The sequence below is a fragment of the Streptomyces eurocidicus genome (assembly GCF_002891295.1).
GTDB lineage: Bacteria > Actinomycetota > Actinomycetes > Streptomycetales > Streptomycetaceae > Streptomyces > Streptomyces eurocidicus.
In genome coordinates this window covers 293,045-313,251 of sequence record NZ_LGUI01000012.1, presented here as the reverse complement: position 1 = coordinate 313,251, position 20,207 = coordinate 293,045, and the positions used below count along the sequence as shown (strand labels likewise).

The following is a 20,207-nucleotide window of genomic DNA, read 5'->3' as shown; positions in this document are numbered from 1 at the left end:
TGGATTCCGTACGGGGCGTGCTGCCGGGCTGATGTTTTCTGCCCCAGCCCGCCCCTTCCCGTAACCGGGGGCAAGCCCCCGGGCCCCTTTTCCGCGCTCCGCGCGGGGTGTCCTCAATCGCCGGACGGGCTTGATTGTTGCCCGGAACCGGGCAAATTCAGCCCGTCCGGCGTTTGAGGACCGGGGTCCGGGCGGAGCCCCGGGTCGGGAAGGGGCGGGTAGGGGAAAGCCCCGGCAGGGCACCCCGCACCCCGCGCCCGCACTCCCGCCCCCGGCACAGCCCCCGCTCAGACCTCCCGCCCCAGCCACCCCGCCAGCCGCCCATACGCGTCCGCCCCCGCCGGCACAGACCGCACCGGCCCGAACGGCACCCCCGCCCCCCGCCGCTCCGCCGGCAGGAACCGCTCCGCCCACCCCAGCGCGAGCTCCGCGAGCTCCTGGTCGAGCGGGAGCGGGTCGCCCAGCGCCCGGGACAGGTCCCAGGCGTGGGTGACGGACTCCAGCACCATCCCCGAGGTCAGATAGACCGCGCCCGGGAACTCGCCCCACTCCACCTTCACCGGCCGCGTGAGCGTCGCGTCGTCCGCCCACGCCGCGATCAGCCGCGTACGGGCCTCCTCGTAGGCGGCGGACCAGCCGTCGTCCGCCACACCCTCCGGCGGCCGGCTCCACTCGACCGTGCCCTTCTCGCCGAGCTCCGCGCCGTCGTGCGCACCGGCCACGAGGTGGCCGAGCAGCGCCCGCACGTCGAACTCGCTACAGGGGGTCGGGGCGCCGAGCCGGTCCGCGGGCACGGCCGCGACGAGCGCGGCCAGCTGCGCGACGGCGCGGTCGAGGAGCGGGCGGGGATCGGTGGTGACATCGGTCGTGACGCTCATGACGGACCTCCAGATGAGTGACGGTACGAAGGACGGCCGGCCCGGCAGACGCGGGACGGACCGGCAGGAGGAGCGGGCCGGGCCCCGGAAGGGCGGCTCCCCCTCCCGCCCTTCCGGTGTGTGCGGAGCATCGCGCCATAACCTGACAACGGCCGTCAGGTTTTTCCCGGGTCATCCTTGGCGGGTGAAATCCGATCGTCTGCTGTCGATACTGCTGCTGCTCCAGACCCGGGGCCGGGTCACCGCCGCCGAGCTCGCCGAGCGCCTCGACGTCTCCGTCCGCACCATCTACCGCGACATCGAGTCCCTCTCCACGGCCGGCGTCCCCGTCTACGCCGAACGGGGCCGGCACGGCGGCGTCGCGCTGCTCCCCGGCTTCCGTACGGACGTCACCGGCCTGACGGCCGACGAGGCGCGGGCCCTGTTCGTCCTCGCCTCCCGGAGCGCGCACGCTGACCTGGGCCTCGACGGGGCCCTCGGCTCCGCGCTGCGCAAGGTGATGGCCGCGCTGCCGGCCCCGCACCGCCCGGCCGCCGAGGCCACCAGCCGGCGCATCCTCGTCGACCCCGTCCGCTGGCTGACCGGCCCGGCCTCCGAGGTGCGGCTGGACGAGCTGAACGCCGCCGTCTTCGCCGACCGCCGGCTGCGGCTGCGCTACCGCCACGGCGGCACGAGCGCGCCGAAGACCTACACCGTCGATCCGTACGGGCTCGTGGCCAAGGCCGGCGTCTGGTACCTGGTCGCCGACCGGCGCGGCCGCCCACAGCTCTTCCGCGCCGACCGGGTGGCCGAGGTGAAGGTCACCGAGGACCCCGTGCGCCTCCGGGCGGGCGTGGAGCTGGCGGACGCGTGGGAGGAGCTGCGGCTCCAGGTCGAGCGACGCCCGGCGGAGCTCCGGGTGACGGCGACGGTGCGGCGAGCCCGGCTCGACATGTTCCTCCGCATCCTCGGCCACCAGCTCGCGGGCCCGCCCTCGGACGGCGACCCGGCCACGGTCGAACTCCTCATCCCGGAGGTCCGCTCGGCGCGCCCGCTGCTGGCTTTCGGGGCGGATGTGGAAGTGCTGGCGCCGGGGGAGGTACGGGCGGATCTGGCGGGGGTGGCGGCGGCGACGGTGGAGCTGTACGGGCTGAAATCAACCCGTCCGGCGTTTGAGGACACCGCGCGGTAGCGCGGAAAGGGGGCCCGGGGGCTTGCCCCCGGATACGGGAAGGGGCGGGCAGGGGAAAGCCCCGCGCAGCGGCCGCCGCACACCCCTTCCCCACCCGACCGGGAACACCCGCCCCACCCCCGCCCCCCAGCTCGTAGAATCGTGCGCACCATGGCCTACCTCGACCACGCCGCCACCACCCCGATGCTCCCGGAGGCGGTGCAGGCGATGACCGCCCAGCTCGCCCTCACCGGAAACGCCTCGTCGCTGCACGCCGCCGGCCGGCGTGCCCGCCGTACCGTCGAGGAGTCGCGCGAATCGCTCGCGGCGGCGCTCGGCGCCCGGCCCAGCGAGGTCGTGTTCACCTCGGGCGGCACCGAAGCCGACAACCTCGCCGTCAAGGGCCTGTTCTGGGCCCGCCGGGACGCCGACCCGGCCCGTACGCGCGTCCTCGCCTCCCCCGTGGAGCACCACGCCGTCCTCGACGCGGTGCACTGGCTCGGCGAGCACGAGGGGGCGACCGTCGAGTACCTCCCGGTCGACGCCTACGGCCGGGTGCACGCCGACGCCCTGCGCGAGGCCATCGCCCGCAACCCCGACGACGTCGCCCTCGTCACGGTGATGTGGGCGAACAACGAGATCGGCACGATCATGCCGGTCCATGAACTCGCCGGGGTCGCGGCGGAATTCGGCATACCCGTGCACGCCGACGCGGTGCAGGCGTTCGGCCAGCTCGAACTCGACTTCGCGGCCTCGGGCCTCGCCGCCATGACCGTCAGCGGCCACAAGGTCGGCGGCCCGTACGGCATCGGCGCCCTGCTGCTCGGCCGCCAGTACACGCCCGTGCCCGTGCAGCACGGCGGCGGCCAGGAGCGGCACGTGCGCTCCGGGACGCTCGACGTGCCGGCCGTCGCCGCGTTCGCCGTGGCGGGCACCCTCGCCGCCGAGCGCCGCGAGGCGCACGCCCGGGAGGTCGGCGCCCTGCGCGACGAGCTCGTCGAGGCGGTCCTCGCGGCCGTCCCGGACGCCGTCCTCGGCGGCGACCCCGACCCGGCGGGCCGGCTGCCCGCCAACGCCCACTTCTCCTTCCCCGGCTGCGAGGGCGACTCCCTGCTGCTCCTGCTGGACGCGCGGGGCATCGAGTGCTCCACGGGCTCCGCCTGCACGGCGGGCGTGGCCCAGCCCAGCCACGTGGTCCTCGCCACGGGCACGGACCCGGACCTGGCCCGGGGCACCCTCCGGTTCTCCTTCGGCCACACGTCCTCGCGGGCGGACGTACGGGCGGTGGCGGACGCGATCGGCCCGGTGGTCGAACGGGCCCGCTCGGCGGGCCTGAGCTGACCAGGGCGAAATCCAGCCCGTCCGGCGTTTGAGGACACCGCGCGGAGCGCGGAAAAGGGGGCCCGGGGGCGTGCCCCCGGTTCCGGGAAGGGGCGGGTAGGGGACAAGGCCCGCGCAGCGGCCCCACCCCCCGCCCCAGCCACCCCGTACCCTGGTACCGCTATGACTGATTCCCTCGGCTTCCCCGGTGCCCCCGACCCCACGGCCCCCCGCAAGGGACTGCGCGTGCTCGCCGCCATGTCCGGCGGAGTCGACTCCGCCGTCGCCGCGGCCCGCGCCGCCGAAGCCGGGCACGACGTGACGGGCGTGCACCTCGCGCTCTCCGCGAACCCGCAGTCCTTCCGCACGGGCGCCCGCGGCTGCTGCACCATCGAGGACTCCCGCGACGCCCGCCGCGCCGCCGACGTCATCGGCATCCCCTTCTACGTCTGGGACCTCGCCGAGCGCTTCCGCGAGGATGTCGTCGACGACTTCATCGCGGAGTACGAGGCGGGCCGCACCCCCAACCCGTGCCTCCGCTGCAACGAGAAGATCAAGTTCGCGGCGCTGCTGGACAAGGCGCTCGCGCTGGGCTTCGACGCGGTCTGCACGGGGCACTACGCGACGGTCGTCCTGAAGGACGACGGCAGCCGTGAGCTGCACCGGGCCAGTGACATGGCCAAGGACCAGAGCTACGTCCTGGGCGTGCTGGACGAGAAGCAGCTCGCCCACGCGATGTTCCCCCTGGGTGACACGCTCACCACCAAGGAGGAGATCCGGGCGGAGGCGGAGCGGCGCGGCCTGGCCGTCGCCAAGAAGCCGGACAGCCACGACATCTGCTTCATCGCCGACGGTGACACCCAGGGCTTCCTGGCGAAGCACCTCGGCACCGCCGAGGGCGACATCGTCGACGAATCCGGCGCCAAGGTGGGCACGCACGAGGGCGCGTACGGCTTCACCATCGGCCAGCGCAAGGGCCTGCGCATCGGGCACCCGGCCCCGGACGGCAAGCCGCGCTACGTCCTGGACATCTCCCCGGTGAACAACACCGTGACGGTCGGCCCGGTGGAGGCCCTGGACGTCATCGCCCTGACCGCGATCAAGCCCCGCTGGTGCGGGGTGGCCCCGGCCGGCCCCGGCACGTACACCGCGCAGCTGCGCGCGCACGGCGGCGAGACGGAGGTGACGGCGGAGCCGGTGGACGGCCCGGAGCTCCGGGTGTCCTTCGCCGAGCCGGTCCGCGGCGTGGCCCCCGGCCAGGCGATCGTGCTCTACGACGGCACCCGCGTGGTCGGCTCGGCGACGATCGCCACGACGGTGCGCGCCGCGCGCGCGACGCAGGACGCCTGAGGCCGGGCCCGCCCGGGACGCACCGCACCCGCCGGGCAGGCCGCCCGGCGGGTGCGGTTGTCTCTACGGGGCCTCGGGGCGCGTGGCGCGCGCGGTGTGGCCGTCAGCGCCCGTTGATCGTCCGCGTGACGTTGGTGACCTCGCACTTGCCGCCGCTGGTGGGGCCGCCCGCCTTGGGGACGTACGGGGTCGACACGTCGAGGTTGCCGGTCTTGCCCGGCCCGACCCACATGATCGACGGGTTGCGGGTGGACAGGAGCGCGCCGTCGGGGCCGGTGAACTTCACCGTGAGGCGGTAGTCGTAGGTCAGCGTCGAGCTGCTGTTGGTGGCGCTCAGCTTGGCCGTGATGCCGAGGCGGTCGGTGTACGCGCAGTCGACGATCTTGATGTCCCGCATGGCGCTGTCACGGCTGCCGCTGCCGCCGGACGAGCCCAGTGTGGAGGAGCCGCCGGAGGTCGTGGAGTCGCCGGTGGTGCCGGAGGTGGTGCCGCTGGTCGTGCCCGAGGTCGTCGTGCCGCCGCTCGTGGTCGAGCCGCCGAACGTGCCGCCGGTGCTGTCGCCGCCGGACGTACCGCCGGTGGACGTCGTACCGCCGGAGGACGTCGTGCCGCCGGAGGTGGAGGAGCCGCTGCTGTGGCTGGAACCGCCGCAGCTGCCGCCGTGGTGGCCCCGGGCGCCGGTGAGGGCGACGACGACGATCCCGAATACCGCCGCGGCGCGGACATGACGAAGCTTCACGCTGAAGAACTCCCCCGAGAAGTGGCTTGAATTCATACTCGCTTGACGAGCGCACGTCAGGCTAACAACGGCTTTACAAGCCGCCGAACCAGGGCGCCGTCTGTGACGAACCCGCAACCGAACAGGGTCCTGACCCTGACAGCGGAACCCCCAAATCCGGCCAGATGGGGATGGTGCGAGCGACGGCGTACCGTGACCCGTATGAACATCACCGTCTTCTGTTCCGCCGCCGACCTCGACGCCCGTTACACCGGCCCCGCCCGCGAGTTCGCCTCGCTCATCGGCCGGGGCGGCCACACCATGGTCTGGGGCGGTTCCGAGTCCGGGCTGATGAAGGTGATGGCCGACGGCGTCCAGGAGAGCGGCGGCCGGCTGGTCGGGGTGTCGGTCGAGTTCCTCGCGGCGAAGGCCCGGAAGGGCGCCGACGAGATGGTGATCACCAGGGATCTCGCCGAGCGCAAGGCGCAGTTGCTCGCGCGCGGCGACGCCGTCGTCGTCATGGTCGGCGGCATGGGCACGCTGGACGAGGCGACGGAGATCCTGGAGCTGAAGAAGCACGGCATGCACGGCAAGCCCGTGGTCCTGCTGAACACCGCGGGGTTCTACGACGGGCTCAAGCAGCAGTTCCAGCGCATGGAGGCCGAGGGCTTCCTGCCGCTTCCCCTCACCGACCTGGTGTTCTTCGCCGAGGACGGCGTGGGCGCGCTGGCCTACCTGGAGGAGTCGGCCGGGGTGCGGTAGGGCAAGGTGGAGGCATGGCAACACACCTGATCACTGGCGCCGGCTCGGGCATCGGCGAGGCCGTCGCGGACCGCCTGCTCGCGCGCGGCGACGACCTGTACCTCCTCGCGCGCGACGCCGGGCGGGCCAAGCAGCTCGCCGGGCGGTTCCCCGGCGCCCGTACGCTCGTCGCGGACCTCGGCAACCCCGACCGGATCGCCTGGGCGCTCAGCCAGCAGACCCTGCCCGACCACGTCGACTCGCTGCTGCACATCGCGGGCGTCTGCGACCTCGGCCACATCGGCGAGCTGACCACCCGCGCCTGGAACCGCACGCTCGCCGCCAACCTCATCGCCCCCGCCGAGCTGACGCGCCTCTTCCTGCCGCAGCTGCGGGTCGCCCATGGACACGTCGTGTTCGTCAACTCCGGAGCCGGCATGCACGCCCACGCCAACTGGGGCGTGTACGCGGCCAGCAAGCACGGTCTGAAGGCCGTCGCGGACTCGCTGCGCGCCGAGGAGCACGGCAACGGCGTCCGCGTCACCAGCGTCTACCCGGGCCGCACGGCCACGCCGATGCAGGCGAAGGTGCACCAGCAGGAGGGCAAGGAGTACGACGCGTCGAAGTGGATCGACCCGGAGTCGGTCGCGACGACCATCCTGCTCTCGCTCGACCTGCCGCGTGACGCGGAGATCAACGACCTGACGGTCCGCCCCGGTCGCTGAGCCGGCGCCCGGCCGCCGTCTCGTACTCTTCCTGGGTGAGCGAGAAGAGCAACGTGAGCTGGGGCGCGGGTGTCGCCACCGGGATCGGTTCGATGCCCGGCGGTGACGCCCGCGAGGCCGTGAAGACCGTCACGGGGTCGCTGGAGGCCCTGCCGTACCTCCCGGAGCTGCCCGCCCGCGGGCCCGGCGCGGACATGATCGGACGGACCGCCGGGATGCTGGTGGACGTCTTCGCCCGCGTCGAGCCCAGCGGCTGGCGGATCGGCGACCGCCCGGGCCGCGACACCAAGCGGGCCCGCTCCTGGCTGGGGGAGGACCTCGACGCCCTGGAGGAGTTCACCCAGGGGTACGAGGGCGCGCTCAAGGTCTCGGCCGTCGGCCCCTGGACCCTGGCCGCCGCCCTGGAGCTGCGCGGCGGCGAGGCGGCCCTGGGCGACCCCGGGGCCTGCCGGGACCTGACCGCCTCCCTCGCCGAGGGGCTGCGGGCGCACCTCGCCGACGTGCGGCGCCGGGTGCCCGGCGCCCGGGTGGTGCTCCAGCTGGACGAGCCCTCGCTGACCGCCGTGCTGTCCGGCCGGGTGCGCACCGCCAGCGGCTACCGCACCTACCGGGCCGTCGACCGGGCCGTCGTCGAGGGCGCCCTGCGCGACCTGGCGGCCGTGGCGCGCGAGGCCACCGGCGCGTCCCCCGTCGTCCACTCGTGCGCCCCCCAAGTGCCCTTCGCGCTGCTGCGCCGGGCCGGTGTCGAGGGCGTCTCCTTCGACTTCTCGCTGTTCACCGAGCGTGAGGAAGAGGCGGTGGGCGAGGCCGTGGAGGCGGGCACCAAGCTGCTCGTCGGTGTGGTGCCGGGTGTGGACGGCCCATTGTCAGACCCTGCCGGTAGCGTCATGGGTGTCAGGACGCTGTGGCGCAGGCTGGGGCTGTCGCCGGGGACCCTCGCGGAGTCCGTGGTGATCACTCCCGCGTGCGGGCTCGCGGGCGCTTCGCCCGCATATGCCCGTACGGCCCTCGCCCACTGCGCCCGGGCGGCGAGATCCCTCGCGGACAACCCTGAGTGACGGCGCTCCAGGGCCCGCCCATGGAACAACGGGAGGACGAGACGGTGGCTGGCGGACAGCACGGCGACGAGAAGCTCGCGGCGGAGGCCGCGCTTGCCGGAGCACCCGCGGAGGTGCGGGAGCAGCACGCGCGGCTCGCCGAGCAGATCGAGGAGCACCGCTTCCGGTACTACGTCAAGGACTCCCCGGTCGTCAGCGACGCCGAGTTCGACCGGCTGCTGCGCTCCCTGGAGGCGCTGGAGGACGAGCACCCCCAGCTGCGCACCCCGGACTCGCCCACCCAGAAGGTCGCGGGGGCCTACGAGACGGAGTTCACGGCGGTCGAGCACCGCGAGCGCATGCTCTCCCTCGACAACGCCTTCGACGACGAGGAGCTCGCCGCCTGGGCCGAGCGCGTCGCCAAGGACGTCGGCGAGGGCTCCTCGTACCACTTCCTGTGCGAGCTGAAGGTCGACGGCCTCGCCGTCAACCTCACCTATGAGCACGGCCGGCTCACCCGCGCCGCCACCCGGGGCGACGGCCGCACCGGCGAGGACATCACGCCCAACGTCCGGACGATCACCGAGATCCCGGACCGGCTCCAGGGCGACCGGATCCCGGAGCTCGTCGAGATCCGCGGCGAGGTCTATTTCCCGATGGAGAAGTTCGAGGAGCTCAACGCCACCCTGGTGGAGGCCGGCAAGCCCCCCTTCGCCAATCCGCGGAACGCGGCGGCCGGTTCGCTCCGCCAGAAGGATCCCCGGGTCACCGCCACCCGCCCCCTGCACATGGTGGTGCACGGTGTCGGCGCCCGCGAGGGCTTCGCCATCGAGCGCCAGTCGCAGGCGTACGACCTGCTCCGCGAGTGGGGCCTGCCGACCGCCGCGCACAACCGCGTCGTGGACTCCCTGGCGGGCGTGCGGGAGTTCATCGCCCACTACGGCGACCCCGAGGTCCGGCACTCCATGGAGCACGAGATCGACGGCGTCGTCGTCAAGCTCGACGAGATCCCCCTCCAGGGGCGGCTCGGCTCCACCTCCCGCGCGCCCCGCTGGGCCATCGCCTGGAAGTACGCCCCGGAGGAGGTCAACACCAAGCTGGTCGACATCCGTGTGGGCGTCGGCCGCACCGGCCGCGTCACGCCGTACGCGGTGGTCGAGCCGGTCACGGTCGCGGGCTCCGAGGTCGAGTTCGCCACCCTGCACAACCAGGAGGTCGTCAAGGCCAAGGGCGTCTTCATCGGGGACACCGTCGTGCTGCGCAAGGCGGGCGACGTCATCCCGGAGATCCTGGGCCCGGTGGCCGAGCTGCGCGACGGCAGCGAGCGGGAGTTCGTGATGCCCGCCGAGTGCCCCGAGTGCGGCAGCGCCCTCCAGCCGATGAAGGAGGGCGACATCGACCTCCGCTGCCCCAACGCCCGCGGCTGCCCCGCCCAGATCCGCGAGCGGCTGTACTACCTGGCCGGCCGCAAGTGCCTCGACATCGAGAACTTCGGCTACGTGGCCGCCACGGCCCTCACCCAGCCGCTGGAGCCGTCCACCCCGCCGCTGAAGAACGAGGGCGACCTCTTCGATCTGACGATCGAGGAGCTGCTGCCCATCAAGTCCTACGTCCTCGACATGGACTCCGGCCTGCCCAAGCGCGACCCCAAGACGGGTGAGGCGAAGGTCGTCACCTTCTTCGCCAACCAGAAGGGCGAGCCGAAGAAGAACGCCCTGGCCATGCTGGAGAACATCCAGGCGGCCAAGGAGCGCCCGCTGGCCCGCTTCCTGACCGGCCTCTCGATCCGCCACATGGGCCCCGTCGCGGCCGAGGCGCTGGCCCGCGAGTTCCGCTCCCTGGACCGCATCGCCGAGGCGAGCGAGGAGGAGCTGACGGCCGTCGAGGGCGTCGGCGGCATCATCGCCGCCTCCGTGAAGCAGTGGTTCGCCGAGGAGTGGCACCGCGAGATCATCGAGAAGTGGCGCACCGCCGGCGTCCGCTTCGAGGACGAGGCCGCCGGCGAGGACGAGGGCCCCCGGCCGCTGGAGGGCCTCACCGTCGTCGTCACCGGCACGCTCGCCTCGCACACCCGCGACGGCGCCAAGGAGGCGCTGCAGAGCAGGGGCGCCAAGGTGACCGGCTCGGTGTCGAAGAAGACGGACTTCGTGGTCGTCGGCGACAACCCCGGCTCCAAGTTCGACAAGGCGATGGCGCTGAAGGTCCCGGTGCTGGAGGAGGACGGCTTCGCCGTGCTGCTCGCGGAGGGGCCCGAGGCGGCGCGTGAGGCGGCCGTGGCCCAGCCGTGAGCTGAGCCGCGGGGCCGCGGGGGAGACGGCCGGGCCCCGGGGACGTGAGCGGGCGGGGGAGGGCCGGGCCCTCCGGCCGGGAGCGCGGGTGGACGGGGGAGGGCGCAGACGGGTGCGGCAGGGCGCGGCGAGCCCCTCCGGCGAGCTCCCCGCCGGGCACCCCCTCGTCCCCTCCCGGCACCCCTCCCGGCCCCCGCCCCAACCGGGCACCGGCCCGGGCCCCGGTGCCGCCGCCGCACGGCCTCGATCCGGCCCGGACCCGGCCGTGATCCGCGCGTTCGCCGGCAGTCGAACCCAGGTCGCCACCCCGCCGGAGTAATGCCCGCATAGTCAGTGGGCATTACCCCTACAGCGCTTACCAGATGGCTACAAGAGGCCGTATCCCAATCGGGCAACCGCTGCCGATCGCTGCCCGTCGTAGCCTTCTGCGGCCTACTGTTGAGATGTGCGCCTGCCGTGGCGCGGGCACCGCCGGCTGTGAGAGGGACGGGCATGAAACCCACCGACAGCGCCGAACCGGTCTCTCGGCTGCGCCGGGTCCCTCCGCCCGCGCTGCCGGCCGTCTGTGTCACCGTGGCCGCGGTCGCCCTGGCGGCCGGTGTCTGCCGCGTCCTCGGCGCGGGCAACGCCGTGTTCCCCCGGCACACCGTCGGCTGGGCCCTCGCCACCCTCACCGCCCTGATCGTCGCCCACCTCGTCGCCCTCGGGCGGGACCGCTGGTGGGGCGGCACGGGCTCGGGAGCCGCGCTCACCCTCGCCGTCCTGCTGCTCTACGGCTGGCTGCCCGCCGTTCTGATCAGCATCGCCGTCGTGCTGCTCGTCGCCACCGCGCGCCGCCACCGATGGCGGCAGGCGTTACTCCACGGCGCCGTCGACATCCTCGGCATCGGGGCCGCCGGGCTGTCCCTCGCCGCCTGCGGGGTCGTCGCCTCCGTCGAGCACCCCTGGCTGCCCGACACCTGGCCGCTCACCGCCGTCCCCAAGATCGCCCTGGCCGCGTTTATGTACCTGGCGGTCACCCGGGCCCTGCTCTGGTACTCCATGGCCCCGCGCACCGGCCTCACCAGCATCGCCCGCACCGCGCTCGTCCGGCAGGCCCTGGTCGGCGGTGCCCTGCTCGGCATCGCCCCGCTGATCGCCGTCGTCGCCGACCACGCCCCGCTGCTGCTGCCGCTCTTCGCCGTCCCGCTGATCGCCCTCGACTCCACCCTGTGGATCGCCCGCGCCCGCGCCGAGGAGCAGCTCCGCGACCCGCTCACCGGGCTGCCCAACCGCCAGTGGCTGCTGGAGCGCACCTGGACCGCGCTCGACGAGGCGGAGCGCGCCGGGTCCAGGTCCGCGCTCGTCCTGATAGACCTCGACCGCTTCCGGTCCGTCAACGACACCCTCGGCCACCTCGCCGGGGACCGGCTGCTCCTCCAGATAGCCGAACGCCTCCGCCTCGCCCTGCCGCGCGACGCGGAGGCGGCCCGGCTCGGCGGCGACGAGTTCGCGGTGCTGCTCCCCGTCGCCGACTCCCTCACCAGCGCCCAGCGCGTGGCGCGTTCGCTCGTCGCCGCCCTCGGCTCCCCCCTCGACCTGGACGGGCTCACCCTCGTCCTGGAGGCCAGCGCCGGCGTGGCCGTCTACCCCGACCACGCGCTCGACGCGGAGGGCCTGCTGCGCCGCGCCGACGTGGCGATGTACCAGGCGAAGCGCGACCGCAGCGGCGTCGAGGTCTACGAGGCCCGCCGCGACGGCAACACCCCCGACCGGCTCGGCCTGTTGGGCGACCTGCGGCGCGCGCTCGACGCGGGCGAAGTGGAACTGCACTACCAGCCGAAGGTCGGCTTCGACGGCCATGTGGAGGGCTTGGAGGCGCTCGTCCGCTGGGTGCACCCGGAGCGGGGCCGGGTCTCGCCGGACGAGTTCATCGCGATAGCCGAGTCCTCCGGGCTGATGCCACGGCTGACCGAGTACGTCCTGGAGACGGCGCTCGGCCAGGTCGCGAAGTGGCGGGCGATGGGCCTGGAGGTGCCGGTGGCCGTCAACGTCTCGCCCCGCGACGTTCACACCCCCGGGTTCGCGGGTTCGGTCGCGGCGCGGCTCGCCCGCCACGGGGTCCCTCCGGGGGCCCTTCAGCTGGAGATAACCGAGCACGTCCTCCTGGAGGACCCGCAGCGCGCCGCGGACACGCTCGCCGGGCTGACCGGGCACGGCGTGAAGATGTCCCTGGACGACTTCGGCACGGGCTACTCCTCGCTGGTCCACCTGCGCCGCCTCCCGGTGAGCGAGCTGAAGATCGACCGTTCCTTCGTGGCCCGCCTCGCCATCGACAACGAGGACGCGGAGATCGTCCGCTGCACCCTCGACCTCGCCCACTCGCTGGGCCTCCTGGTCGTCGCGGAGGGCGTCGAGGACGACGAGACCTGGGAGCGCCTCCGCGACCTGGGCTGCGACGCCGTCCAGGGCTGGCTGGTCGCCGCCGCGATGCCGCCGGACGAGACGACGGCGTGGCTCCGCCTCCGCGGGGAGAGCGGCTGGCACCGCGAGGCCGACCGCGTCCCGGCCGCGCAGCCGGCGGACCATCCGGCGCTCCAGCCGTCGGAGGAGGAAGCGGACCAGCCGGTGACGTGACCCCGGCTGGGGTGACCGCGAGTACCGCGAGCCGCCCGGACGCCATGGCGCGGGGTGACGGCGGGTCTTCCCCACCCCGCCCCTTCCCGTGCCCGGGGGCTTCGCCCCCGGGCCCCCTTTCCGCGCTCCGCGCGGTGGCCTCAATCGCCGGCCGGGCTGGATTTCGCCCCCTGCCCGAGGCTGAATCTCGCCCGGTTCCGGGCAACAATTCAGCCTGTCCGGCGATTGAGGACCGGGGTCCGGGGCGGAGCCCCGCACGCGGCCGAGCCCCCCGCAGGGAAAGCGTTTCGCGGGCACCCACCGCCGCGCCATAGGATTGGGCGCACAACCCGCCCAGAAACCGTCACGAACCCTGAGGATCGCCGCATGCCTGGCATCACGCGCGAGGAGGTCGCCCACCTCGCCCGGCTGGCACGTCTGGAGCTCAAGGACGAAGAGCTCGACCACTTCGCCGGACAGCTCGACGACATCATCGGCGCGGTCGCCCGCGTCTCCGAGGTCGCCGACCAGGACGTACCGCCGACGTCCCACCCGCTGCCGCTGACCAACGTCATGCGCCCGGACGAGATCCGTCCGTCGCTGACCCCGCAGGAGGCGCTCTCCGGCGCCCCGGCCCAGGAGCAGCAGCGTTTCAAGGTGCCGCAGATCCTGGGGGAGGACTGACCATGACTGACCTGATCAAGCTGACCGCGGCCGAGATCGCCGCGAAGATCGCCTCGGGCGAGGTCACCGCCGTCCAGGTGACCGAGGCCCACCTGGCCCGCATCGAGGCCGTCGACGAGAAGGTCAACGCCTTCCTGCACGTCGACCGCGAGGGTGCTCTCGCGCAGGCCCGCGCCGTCGACGAGAAGCGTGCCCGCGGCGAGAAGCTCGGCCCGCTGGCCGGCGTCCCGCTCGCGCTCAAGGACATCTTCACCACCAAGGGGATCCCGACCACCGTCGGTTCCAAGATCCTCGAAGGCTGGATCCCGCCGTACGACGCGACGCTGACCCGCCGGCTCAAGGAAGCCGACGTCGTCATCCTCGGCAAGACCAACATGGACGAGTTCGCCATGGGGTCCTCGACCGAGAACAGCGCCTACGGCCCCACCGGCAACCCCTGGGACCTGACCAAGATCCCCGGCGGTTCCGGCGGTGGCTCCTCCGCCGCCCTGGCGTCGTACGAGGCTCCCCTCGCCATCGGCACGGACACCGGCGGTTCCATCCGCCAGCCCGCCGCCGTCACCGGCACCGTCGGCGTCAAGCCGACCTACGGCGCGGTGTCCCGCTACGGCATGGTGGCCTTCTCCTCCTCCCTCGACCAGGGCGGCCCCTGCGCCCGTACGGTCCTGGACGCGGCCCTGCTGCACGAGGTCATCGCCGGCCACGACCCGCTGGACTCCACCTCCATCGACGCCCCGGTCCCGCCGGTCGTCGAGGCGGCCCGGAACGGCGACGTCAAGGGCATGCGCGTCGGCGTCGTCAAGCAGTTCCGCGGCGAGGGCTACCAGGCCGGCGTCCTCCAGCGCTTCGACGAGTCCGTCGAGCTGCTGAAGGAGCTCGGTGCCGAGGTCATCGAGGTGGACTGCCCCTCCTTCGACCTCGCCCTGGCCGCGTACTACCTGATCGCGCCGTCCGAGTGCTCGTCCAACCTGGCCCGCTTCGACGCCATGCGCTACGGCCTGCGGGTCGGCGACGACGGCACGAAGTCCGCCGAGGACGTCACCGCGCTCACCCGCGAGGCCGGCTTCGGCGACGAGGTCAAGCGCCGGGTGATCCTCGGTACGTACGCCCTGAGCTCCGGCTACTACGACGCGTACTACGGCTCCGCGCAGAAGGTCCGCACCCTCATCACGCGGGACTTCGAGAAGGCGTTCGGCGAGGGCGGTGTCGACGTGCTGATCTCGCCGACCACGCCCACCACCGCCTTCCCGATCGGCGAGCGCGCGGACGACCCGATGGCGATGTACCTCGCCGACCTGTGCACCATCCCGACCAACCTGGCCGGCAACGCCGCCATGTCGCTGCCCTGCGGCCTGGCGCCCGAGGACGGCATGCCGGTCGGTCTGCAGATCATCGCGCCCGCCATGGCCGACGACCGGCTGTACCGGGTGGGCGCAGCGGTCGAGGCCGCGTTCAACGCCCGCTGGGGACACGCTCTGCTGGAGGAGGCACCCGTACTGTGAGCAAGCTGGAGAAGGCCAAGGGCTTCAAGAAGTCCAAGCCCGGTACCTACCTGTCCATCGGCACCACCCTGTTCGGTGCGGTGAGTGTCATCAAGCAGGCGAAGAAGGCCCGCGGCGAGAGCGACACGCTCCAGCTCGTGGACGCCGTCGTCTCCGCCGCCGCCATCGCCACCGGTGTCGCTCTGCTCGTGCGTGAGCTGCGCCGGATGAGCAGCGACGACGTCCTCGCGGACTGAAGGGTTGTTTTTCCGTGACCGTCACTGAACTGGTGTCGTACGAGGACGCGTTGGCTTCCTACGACCCCGTCATGGGCCTGGAGGTCCATGTCGAGCTCGGCACCAAGACCAAGATGTTCTGCGGGTGCTCCACCGAGCTGGGCGCCGAGCCCAACTCGCAGACCTGCCCCACCTGCCTCGGCCTGCCCGGCTCGCTCCCGGTCGTCAACGCCGTCGGCGTCGAGTCGGCCGTGAAGATCGGCCTCGCGCTGCACTGCGAGATCGCCGAGTGGTGCCGCTTCGCCCGGAAGAACTACTTCTATCCGGACATGCCGAAGAACTTCCAGACCTCCCAGTACGACGAGCCCATCGCCTTCAACGGCTACCTGGACGTCCAGCTGGAGGACGGCGAGGTCTTCCGCGTGGAGATCGAGCGCGCCCACATGGAGGAGGACACCGGCAAGTCCACCCACGTGGGCGGTGCGACCGGCCGTATCCACGGCGCCTCGCACTCCCTGCTGGACTACAACCGCGCCGGCATCCCGCTTATCGAGATCGTCACCAAGCCGATCGAGGGCGCGGGCGAGCGGGCCCCCGAGGTCGCCAAGGCGTACGTCGCCGAGCTGCGCGAGCTCATCAAGGCCCTCGGCGTCTCCGAGGCCCGCATGGAGCAGGGCCAGATGCGCTGCGACGTGAACCTCTCGCTCCGCCCGAACGGGACGAAGGAGTTCGGCACCCGCTCGGAGACGAAGAACGTCAACTCCCTGCGCTCCGTCGAGCGTGCGGCGCGCTTCGAGATCCAGCGGCACGCGGCGGTGCTGTCCTCCGGCGGCACGATCGTGCAGGAGACCCGGCACTTCCACGAGGAGGACGGGTCGACCACGGCGGGTCGTATCAAGGACAACGCCGAGGACTACCGCTACTTCCCCGAGCCGGACCTGGTGCCGGTCGCTCCCGCCCGGGAGTGGGTGGAGGAGCTCCGCAAGGAGCTGCCCGAGCTGCCGCGCGTGCGCCGCAACCGGCTCCGCGAGGAGTGGGGCGTCTCCGAGCACGACATGCAGTCGATCCTCAACGCCGGTGCCGTCGACCTGATCGCCGCCACGATCGACGCGGGTGCCGACGCGGCCTCCGCCCGTAAGTGGTGGATGGGCGAGCTGGCCCGCCGGGCCAACGAGGCCGGTACGGACCTCGCGGCGCTGGAGATCACCCCGGAGCAGGTCGCGCGGGTGTGCGCCCTGGTCGCCGAGGGCTCGCTCAACGACAAGCTGGCCCGTCAGGTCATCGAGGGCGTGCTCGCGGGCGAGGGCGACCCGGACGCGGTCGTCGCCGGGCGCGGTCTCGCGGTCGTCTCCGACGAGGGCGCGCTGGGCACCGCCGTGGACGAGGCCATCGCGGCCAACGCCGGCATCGCCGACAAGATCCGCTCCGGCAAGGTCGCGGCGGCGGGCGCGCTCGTCGGCGCGGTCATGAAGGCCACCCGTGGCCAGGCCGACGCGGCGCGGGTGCGCGAGCTGATCTTGGAGAAGCTGGGCGTCGAGGGCTGACCGGCCCACCGACCGCCCGGTCCGCCGATGGCCGCCCCTTCCACCGGAGGGGGCGGCCATCGGCGTTCACACTGTCCTATAACCGAAATCGGCCGCGATCAGCCATAGTTGGCCGGAATTGGATGGCGTGTCCTCCGCGCGTCGAAACGGTCCGGCATGATCGCGAGATGCGGGCCCACAACGTGTCCGCAATCGATTCCTGGGGGTAGTGATGCGACGGTGGAGCGGAGCACTGACGGCGCTCGTGCTGGCGGGCGCGGGGATCGCGGCCACGACCATTCCGGCCACCGCGGCCGACGGCACCGAGCGGGACCCGGCGGCGACGGCGCGTTGCGACGCGGGCTGGGGAAGCCTCACCAAGACCAGCAAGGACACGTCGTACAAGCCGCTGACGGACATCAGAGCCGGGCGGCACGAGTGCTACGACCGGCTGGTCTTCGACGTCCCGACCGCGGACGGCCGCCCGGTCGGCTACCGCGTGAGCTATGTCGACAAGCTGCTGCAGGACGGCTCGGGCGAGCCGGTCCCGGTCGACGGCGGCGCGATCCTGGAGATCCGGGTGGCCGCGCCGAGCTACGACCCGCTCTCGGGCAAGCAGACCTACCCCGGCCGCGTCGGCCAGCCGCTCAGGGGCGTGGACGTCTCCGGCTACCGCACGTTCCGCGACGCGCGCTACGCGAGCAGCTTCGAGGGGGACACGCAGATCGGGCTGGGGGTGCGGGGGCGGTTGCCGTTCCGGGTGTTCCAGTGGGGGGACCGGATCGTGGTGGATGTGGCGCACGGCTGGAATATGTTCCGCTGAGGTGGGGCGGGGTGGGGCGGGTGTGCGGGTGCGGGTCGCCGCTGCGCGGGGCTTTTCCCCACCCCGCCCCTTCCCGAACGGGGCTCCGCCCCGGACCCCGGTCCTCAAACGCCGGACGGGCTGAGTCGTTGCCCCGGACCGGTCGGAAAGCCGAGCTCGGGCAGGGCGAAAACCCAGCCCGGCCGGCGTTTGAGGCCACCGCGCGTCAGCGCGGAACGGGGGCCCGGGGGCTTGCCCCCGGTTACGGGAAGGGGCGGGGCTGGGGAAACGCCCCGCGCAGCGGCCACCCACCACCGCACTCACCCACCCACCCCCGTTCACCCCACTCCCCCACAAGACTTCCCTCCGCCACCCCACCTCACTACCGTCCCCGCCAGAAGCCCGGCCCACGGCCCCGGACCCCCGGGCCCAGCCCGGTCGCGGCCACCGAAGGGGAGGACACACGTGTCGCACGGAGACGGAAGCCCGCTGCCCGGCACCGACATCGGCACCGGCATCTCGCGCAGACGCGCTCTCACCTTCGGCGCCGCCGCCACCACCCTCGCCGCGACCGGCTCGCTCCTGCCCCCCTCCCTCCGGCACGCGATCGCGGCCCAGCCCGCCGCCGGGCGGCGCGGTGGCCTCGGCGACATCCGGCACGTCGTCGTACTGATGCAGGAGAACCGTTCCTTCGATCACTACTTCGGCACCCTCCGCGGCGTACGCGGCTTCGCCGACCGCAACGCCGTCCGGCTGCCCGGCGGCGCGAGCGTCTTCGAGCAGCCCGGCCCGGCCGGCCGGGTGCTGCCCTTCTCCGTCCGGGAGGCCGCCGCCGCGCAGCGCAAGGACCTCCAGTACATCGGCGCCCTCGACCACAGCTGGAACGGCGGCGCCAAGGCGTGGCGCGACGGCTGGATGGACGGCTGGGTCGGCGCCAAGTCCGCCGCGACCATGGCCCACTACGACCGCGCCGACATTCCGCTGCACCATGAGCTCGCCGACACCTTCACCGTCTGCGACGCCTACCACTCCTCGATCCACTCCTCCACCAGCCCCAACCGCAACCACCTGGTCAGCGGCTGGACCGGCTTCGAGCCGGGCGGCGCCCGCGCCGTCGGCAACGACGCGTACGCCGAGGACACCCACCCCGGCTACACCTGGACCAGCTACGCCGAGCGCCTCCAGAAGGCGGGCGTCGGCTGGCAGGTCTACCAGGAGTGGGACAACTTCACCGACAACAACCTGGAGTTCTTCGCGAGCTTCAAGGCCGTCGCGCGCAAGGCCCTCGCCAAGGTCGGCGGCGTACGCACGATGACCGCCTTCTACGAGAAGGCGGCCGCCGCCGACGAGGCCGGCCGCAAGCGGCTGCTGGCCCTGCTCGACGAGGGCGTGGCCGCCCTGACGCCCGCCGACCGCACCCTCTACCGGCGCGCCCTGCACCGTGGCGCGCCCGGCTCCACGGCCACCGCCTTCGCCGCCGACGTGGCCGCCGGCACCCTGCCGCAGGTCTCCTACCTCGTGCCCTCCGCCGCCGACTCCGAGCACCCCGGCTCGTCCTCGCCCGTCGCCAGCGCCTCCATCGTCTACAAGGTGCTCGACGCGCTCGGCCGCAACCCCGAGGTCTGGCGGCACACGGCGCTCTTCCTCACCTACGACGAGAACGACGGCTTCTTCGACCACGTGCCGCCGCCGGTGCCCCCGGCCGGCACCCCCGGGGAGTTCTGGCAGGGCCGCCCCGTCGGCCTCGGCGTCCGGGTGCCCATGCTCGTCGTCTCCCCCTGGTCGCTCGGCGGCTACGCCTGCTCCGAGGTCTTCGACCACACCTCGATCGTCCGCTTTCTGGAGCGCTGGACGGGCGTCCGCGAACCCAACGTCAGCGCCTGGCGGCGGACCGTCTGCGGCGACCTGACCAGCGCCTTCGACTTCACCCGGGGCCGCCCGCTGCCCTCTGTGACGGCGCCCGGCGGCATACCGCCCTTCACCGGCCGCTGGAGCCCCGAGCCGCCCGCCGAGCAGCGCATGCCCCGCCAGGAGCCCGGCACCCGCCCGGCGCGGGCGCTCCCGTACCAGCCCGACGCCGACGGCGCGCCGTCCGCCGACGGCTCCGTCTTCGCCCTGGAGCTGCGGAACACCGGCACCGCCAGCGCGCACTTCGCGCTGTACCCGTACGCCGGCGAGTACCCGGCGCCGCTCCACCGCGACGTACGGGGCACCGCCTCCGTGGCCGTACCGCTGAAGAAGGGCGCGTACCGCTTCACGGTGACCGGGCCCAACGGCTTCCGGCGCGAGTACGAGGGCACGGCGCGCGGCGCGGCCGCCCGGCTGCGGCTGGTCACCCGCCTCGACGCCGCCCGGCGCGAGGTCCACCTCACCCTCACCCACCAGGGGGCCGAGGGCGGCGCGCCCCTCACGCTCACCCTGGGCGCCGACGGCTACGGCGCCGGGGCGCCCCGTACCGTCACCCTCGCGCCCGGGGCGTCGCGCACCCTGCCGCACGCCGCGGGCAAGGCGGGCGGCTGGTACGACCTCGTCCTCACGGTGGCGGAAGACCCCTCGTTCAGGCGACGCCTGATGGGACACATCGAGAACGGGAAGGAATCCGTCACCGGCTGACATTTCCGCTCTTGGGCGCACACTCCTTCGTCCCCGGTGTGGGGTAACCCACAAAGGGGACAAAGG

The 20,207-nt window shown here is 73.2% G+C and carries 16 protein-coding genes; 14 read left to right on the top strand and 2 right to left on the bottom strand.

What is annotated here, in order from left to right; all coding sequences use genetic code 11:
* Nucleotides 1–287 precede the first annotated feature (287 nt).
* Nucleotides 288–878: a TIGR03086 family metal-binding protein gene (locus AF335_RS30745; protein ID WP_102921690.1), complete on the bottom strand. Its 591-nt coding sequence runs from the start codon at nucleotides 876–878 to the stop codon at nucleotides 288–290.
* 184 nt (nucleotides 879–1,062) lie between these two features.
* Between AF335_RS30745 and AF335_RS30740 the strand changes: the two genes are divergently transcribed.
* The 3 genes from AF335_RS30740 (at nucleotide 1,063) to mnmA (ending at nucleotide 4,698) form a co-directional block, all read left to right on the top strand.
* Nucleotides 1,063–2,049: a helix-turn-helix transcriptional regulator gene (locus AF335_RS30740; RefSeq protein ID WP_102921689.1), complete on the top strand. Its 987-nt coding sequence runs from the start codon at nucleotides 1,063–1,065 to the stop codon at nucleotides 2,047–2,049.
* A gap of 150 nt (nucleotides 2,050–2,199) precedes the next feature.
* Entirely contained in the window at nucleotides 2,200–3,369 is a 1,170-nt protein-coding gene (locus AF335_RS30735) for a cysteine desulfurase family protein (RefSeq protein WP_102921688.1), read from the top strand.
* Nucleotides 3,370–3,531: 162 nt separating this feature from the next.
* Nucleotides 3,532–4,698, top strand: a complete 1,167-nt coding sequence (mnmA, locus tag AF335_RS30730; RefSeq protein WP_102921687.1) for a tRNA 2-thiouridine(34) synthase MnmA — start codon at nucleotides 3,532–3,534, stop codon at nucleotides 4,696–4,698.
* 103 nt (nucleotides 4,699–4,801) lie between these two features.
* Here mnmA and AF335_RS30725 read toward each other — a convergent pair whose 3' ends face one another.
* Entirely contained in the window at nucleotides 4,802–5,437 is a 636-nt protein-coding gene (locus AF335_RS30725) for a hypothetical protein (RefSeq protein WP_102921686.1), read from the bottom strand.
* A 201-nt stretch (nucleotides 5,438–5,638) separates the two neighbouring features.
* Between AF335_RS30725 and AF335_RS30720 the strand changes: the two genes are divergently transcribed.
* The 11 genes from AF335_RS30720 (at nucleotide 5,639) to AF335_RS30670 (ending at nucleotide 20,141) form a co-directional block, all read left to right on the top strand.
* Entirely contained in the window at nucleotides 5,639–6,178 is a 540-nt protein-coding gene (locus AF335_RS30720; protein WP_102921685.1) for an LOG family protein, read from the top strand.
* A 14-nt stretch (nucleotides 6,179–6,192) separates the two neighbouring features.
* Nucleotides 6,193–6,882: an SDR family oxidoreductase gene (locus tag AF335_RS30715; protein ID WP_102921684.1), complete on the top strand. Its 690-nt coding sequence runs from the start codon at nucleotides 6,193–6,195 to the stop codon at nucleotides 6,880–6,882.
* Between the two features lie 35 nt (nucleotides 6,883–6,917).
* Nucleotides 6,918–7,940 carry a methionine synthase gene (locus AF335_RS30710; RefSeq protein WP_184742843.1) on the top strand — a complete coding sequence of 341 codons (1,023 nt, stop codon included), beginning with the start codon at nucleotides 6,918–6,920 and terminating at the stop codon, nucleotides 7,938–7,940.
* A 20-nt stretch (nucleotides 7,941–7,960) separates the two neighbouring features.
* Nucleotides 7,961–10,207: an NAD-dependent DNA ligase LigA gene (ligA, locus tag AF335_RS30705; protein WP_102921713.1), complete on the top strand. Its 2,247-nt coding sequence runs from the start codon at nucleotides 7,961–7,963 to the stop codon at nucleotides 10,205–10,207.
* 492 nt (nucleotides 10,208–10,699) lie between these two features.
* Nucleotides 10,700–12,823 carry a putative bifunctional diguanylate cyclase/phosphodiesterase gene (locus tag AF335_RS30700; RefSeq protein WP_102921683.1) on the top strand — a complete coding sequence of 708 codons (2,124 nt, stop codon included), beginning with the start codon at nucleotides 10,700–10,702 and terminating at the stop codon, nucleotides 12,821–12,823.
* A 366-nt stretch (nucleotides 12,824–13,189) separates the two neighbouring features.
* Nucleotides 13,190–13,486 carry an Asp-tRNA(Asn)/Glu-tRNA(Gln) amidotransferase subunit GatC gene (gatC, locus tag AF335_RS30695; RefSeq protein WP_087926138.1) on the top strand — a complete coding sequence of 99 codons (297 nt, stop codon included), beginning with the start codon at nucleotides 13,190–13,192 and terminating at the stop codon, nucleotides 13,484–13,486.
* Between the two features lie 2 nt (nucleotides 13,487–13,488).
* Nucleotides 13,489–14,988, top strand: coding sequence for an Asp-tRNA(Asn)/Glu-tRNA(Gln) amidotransferase subunit GatA (gatA, locus tag AF335_RS30690; RefSeq protein WP_102921682.1), 1,500 nt, complete (start codon nucleotides 13,489–13,491; stop codon nucleotides 14,986–14,988).
* Nucleotides 14,985–15,224, top strand: coding sequence for a hypothetical protein (locus AF335_RS30685; RefSeq protein ID WP_087926136.1), 240 nt, complete (start codon nucleotides 14,985–14,987; stop codon nucleotides 15,222–15,224). The genes gatA and AF335_RS30685 overlap by 4 nt, the downstream gene beginning before the upstream one ends.
* 14 nt (nucleotides 15,225–15,238) lie before the next feature.
* Complete coding sequence (gatB, locus tag AF335_RS30680) at nucleotides 15,239–16,747, top strand: Asp-tRNA(Asn)/Glu-tRNA(Gln) amidotransferase subunit GatB (protein WP_102921681.1); 1,509 nt, start codon at nucleotides 15,239–15,241, stop codon at nucleotides 16,745–16,747.
* Nucleotides 16,748–16,958: 211 nt separating this feature from the next.
* On the top strand, nucleotides 16,959–17,549 hold the full coding sequence (locus AF335_RS30675) for an AMIN-like domain-containing (lipo)protein (protein ID WP_102921680.1): 591 nt from the start codon (nucleotides 16,959–16,961) through the stop codon (nucleotides 17,547–17,549).
* Between the two features lie 483 nt (nucleotides 17,550–18,032).
* Complete coding sequence (locus AF335_RS30670; protein WP_102921712.1) at nucleotides 18,033–20,141, top strand: phosphocholine-specific phospholipase C; 2,109 nt, start codon at nucleotides 18,033–18,035, stop codon at nucleotides 20,139–20,141.
* Nucleotides 20,142–20,207: the final 66 nt, after the last annotated feature.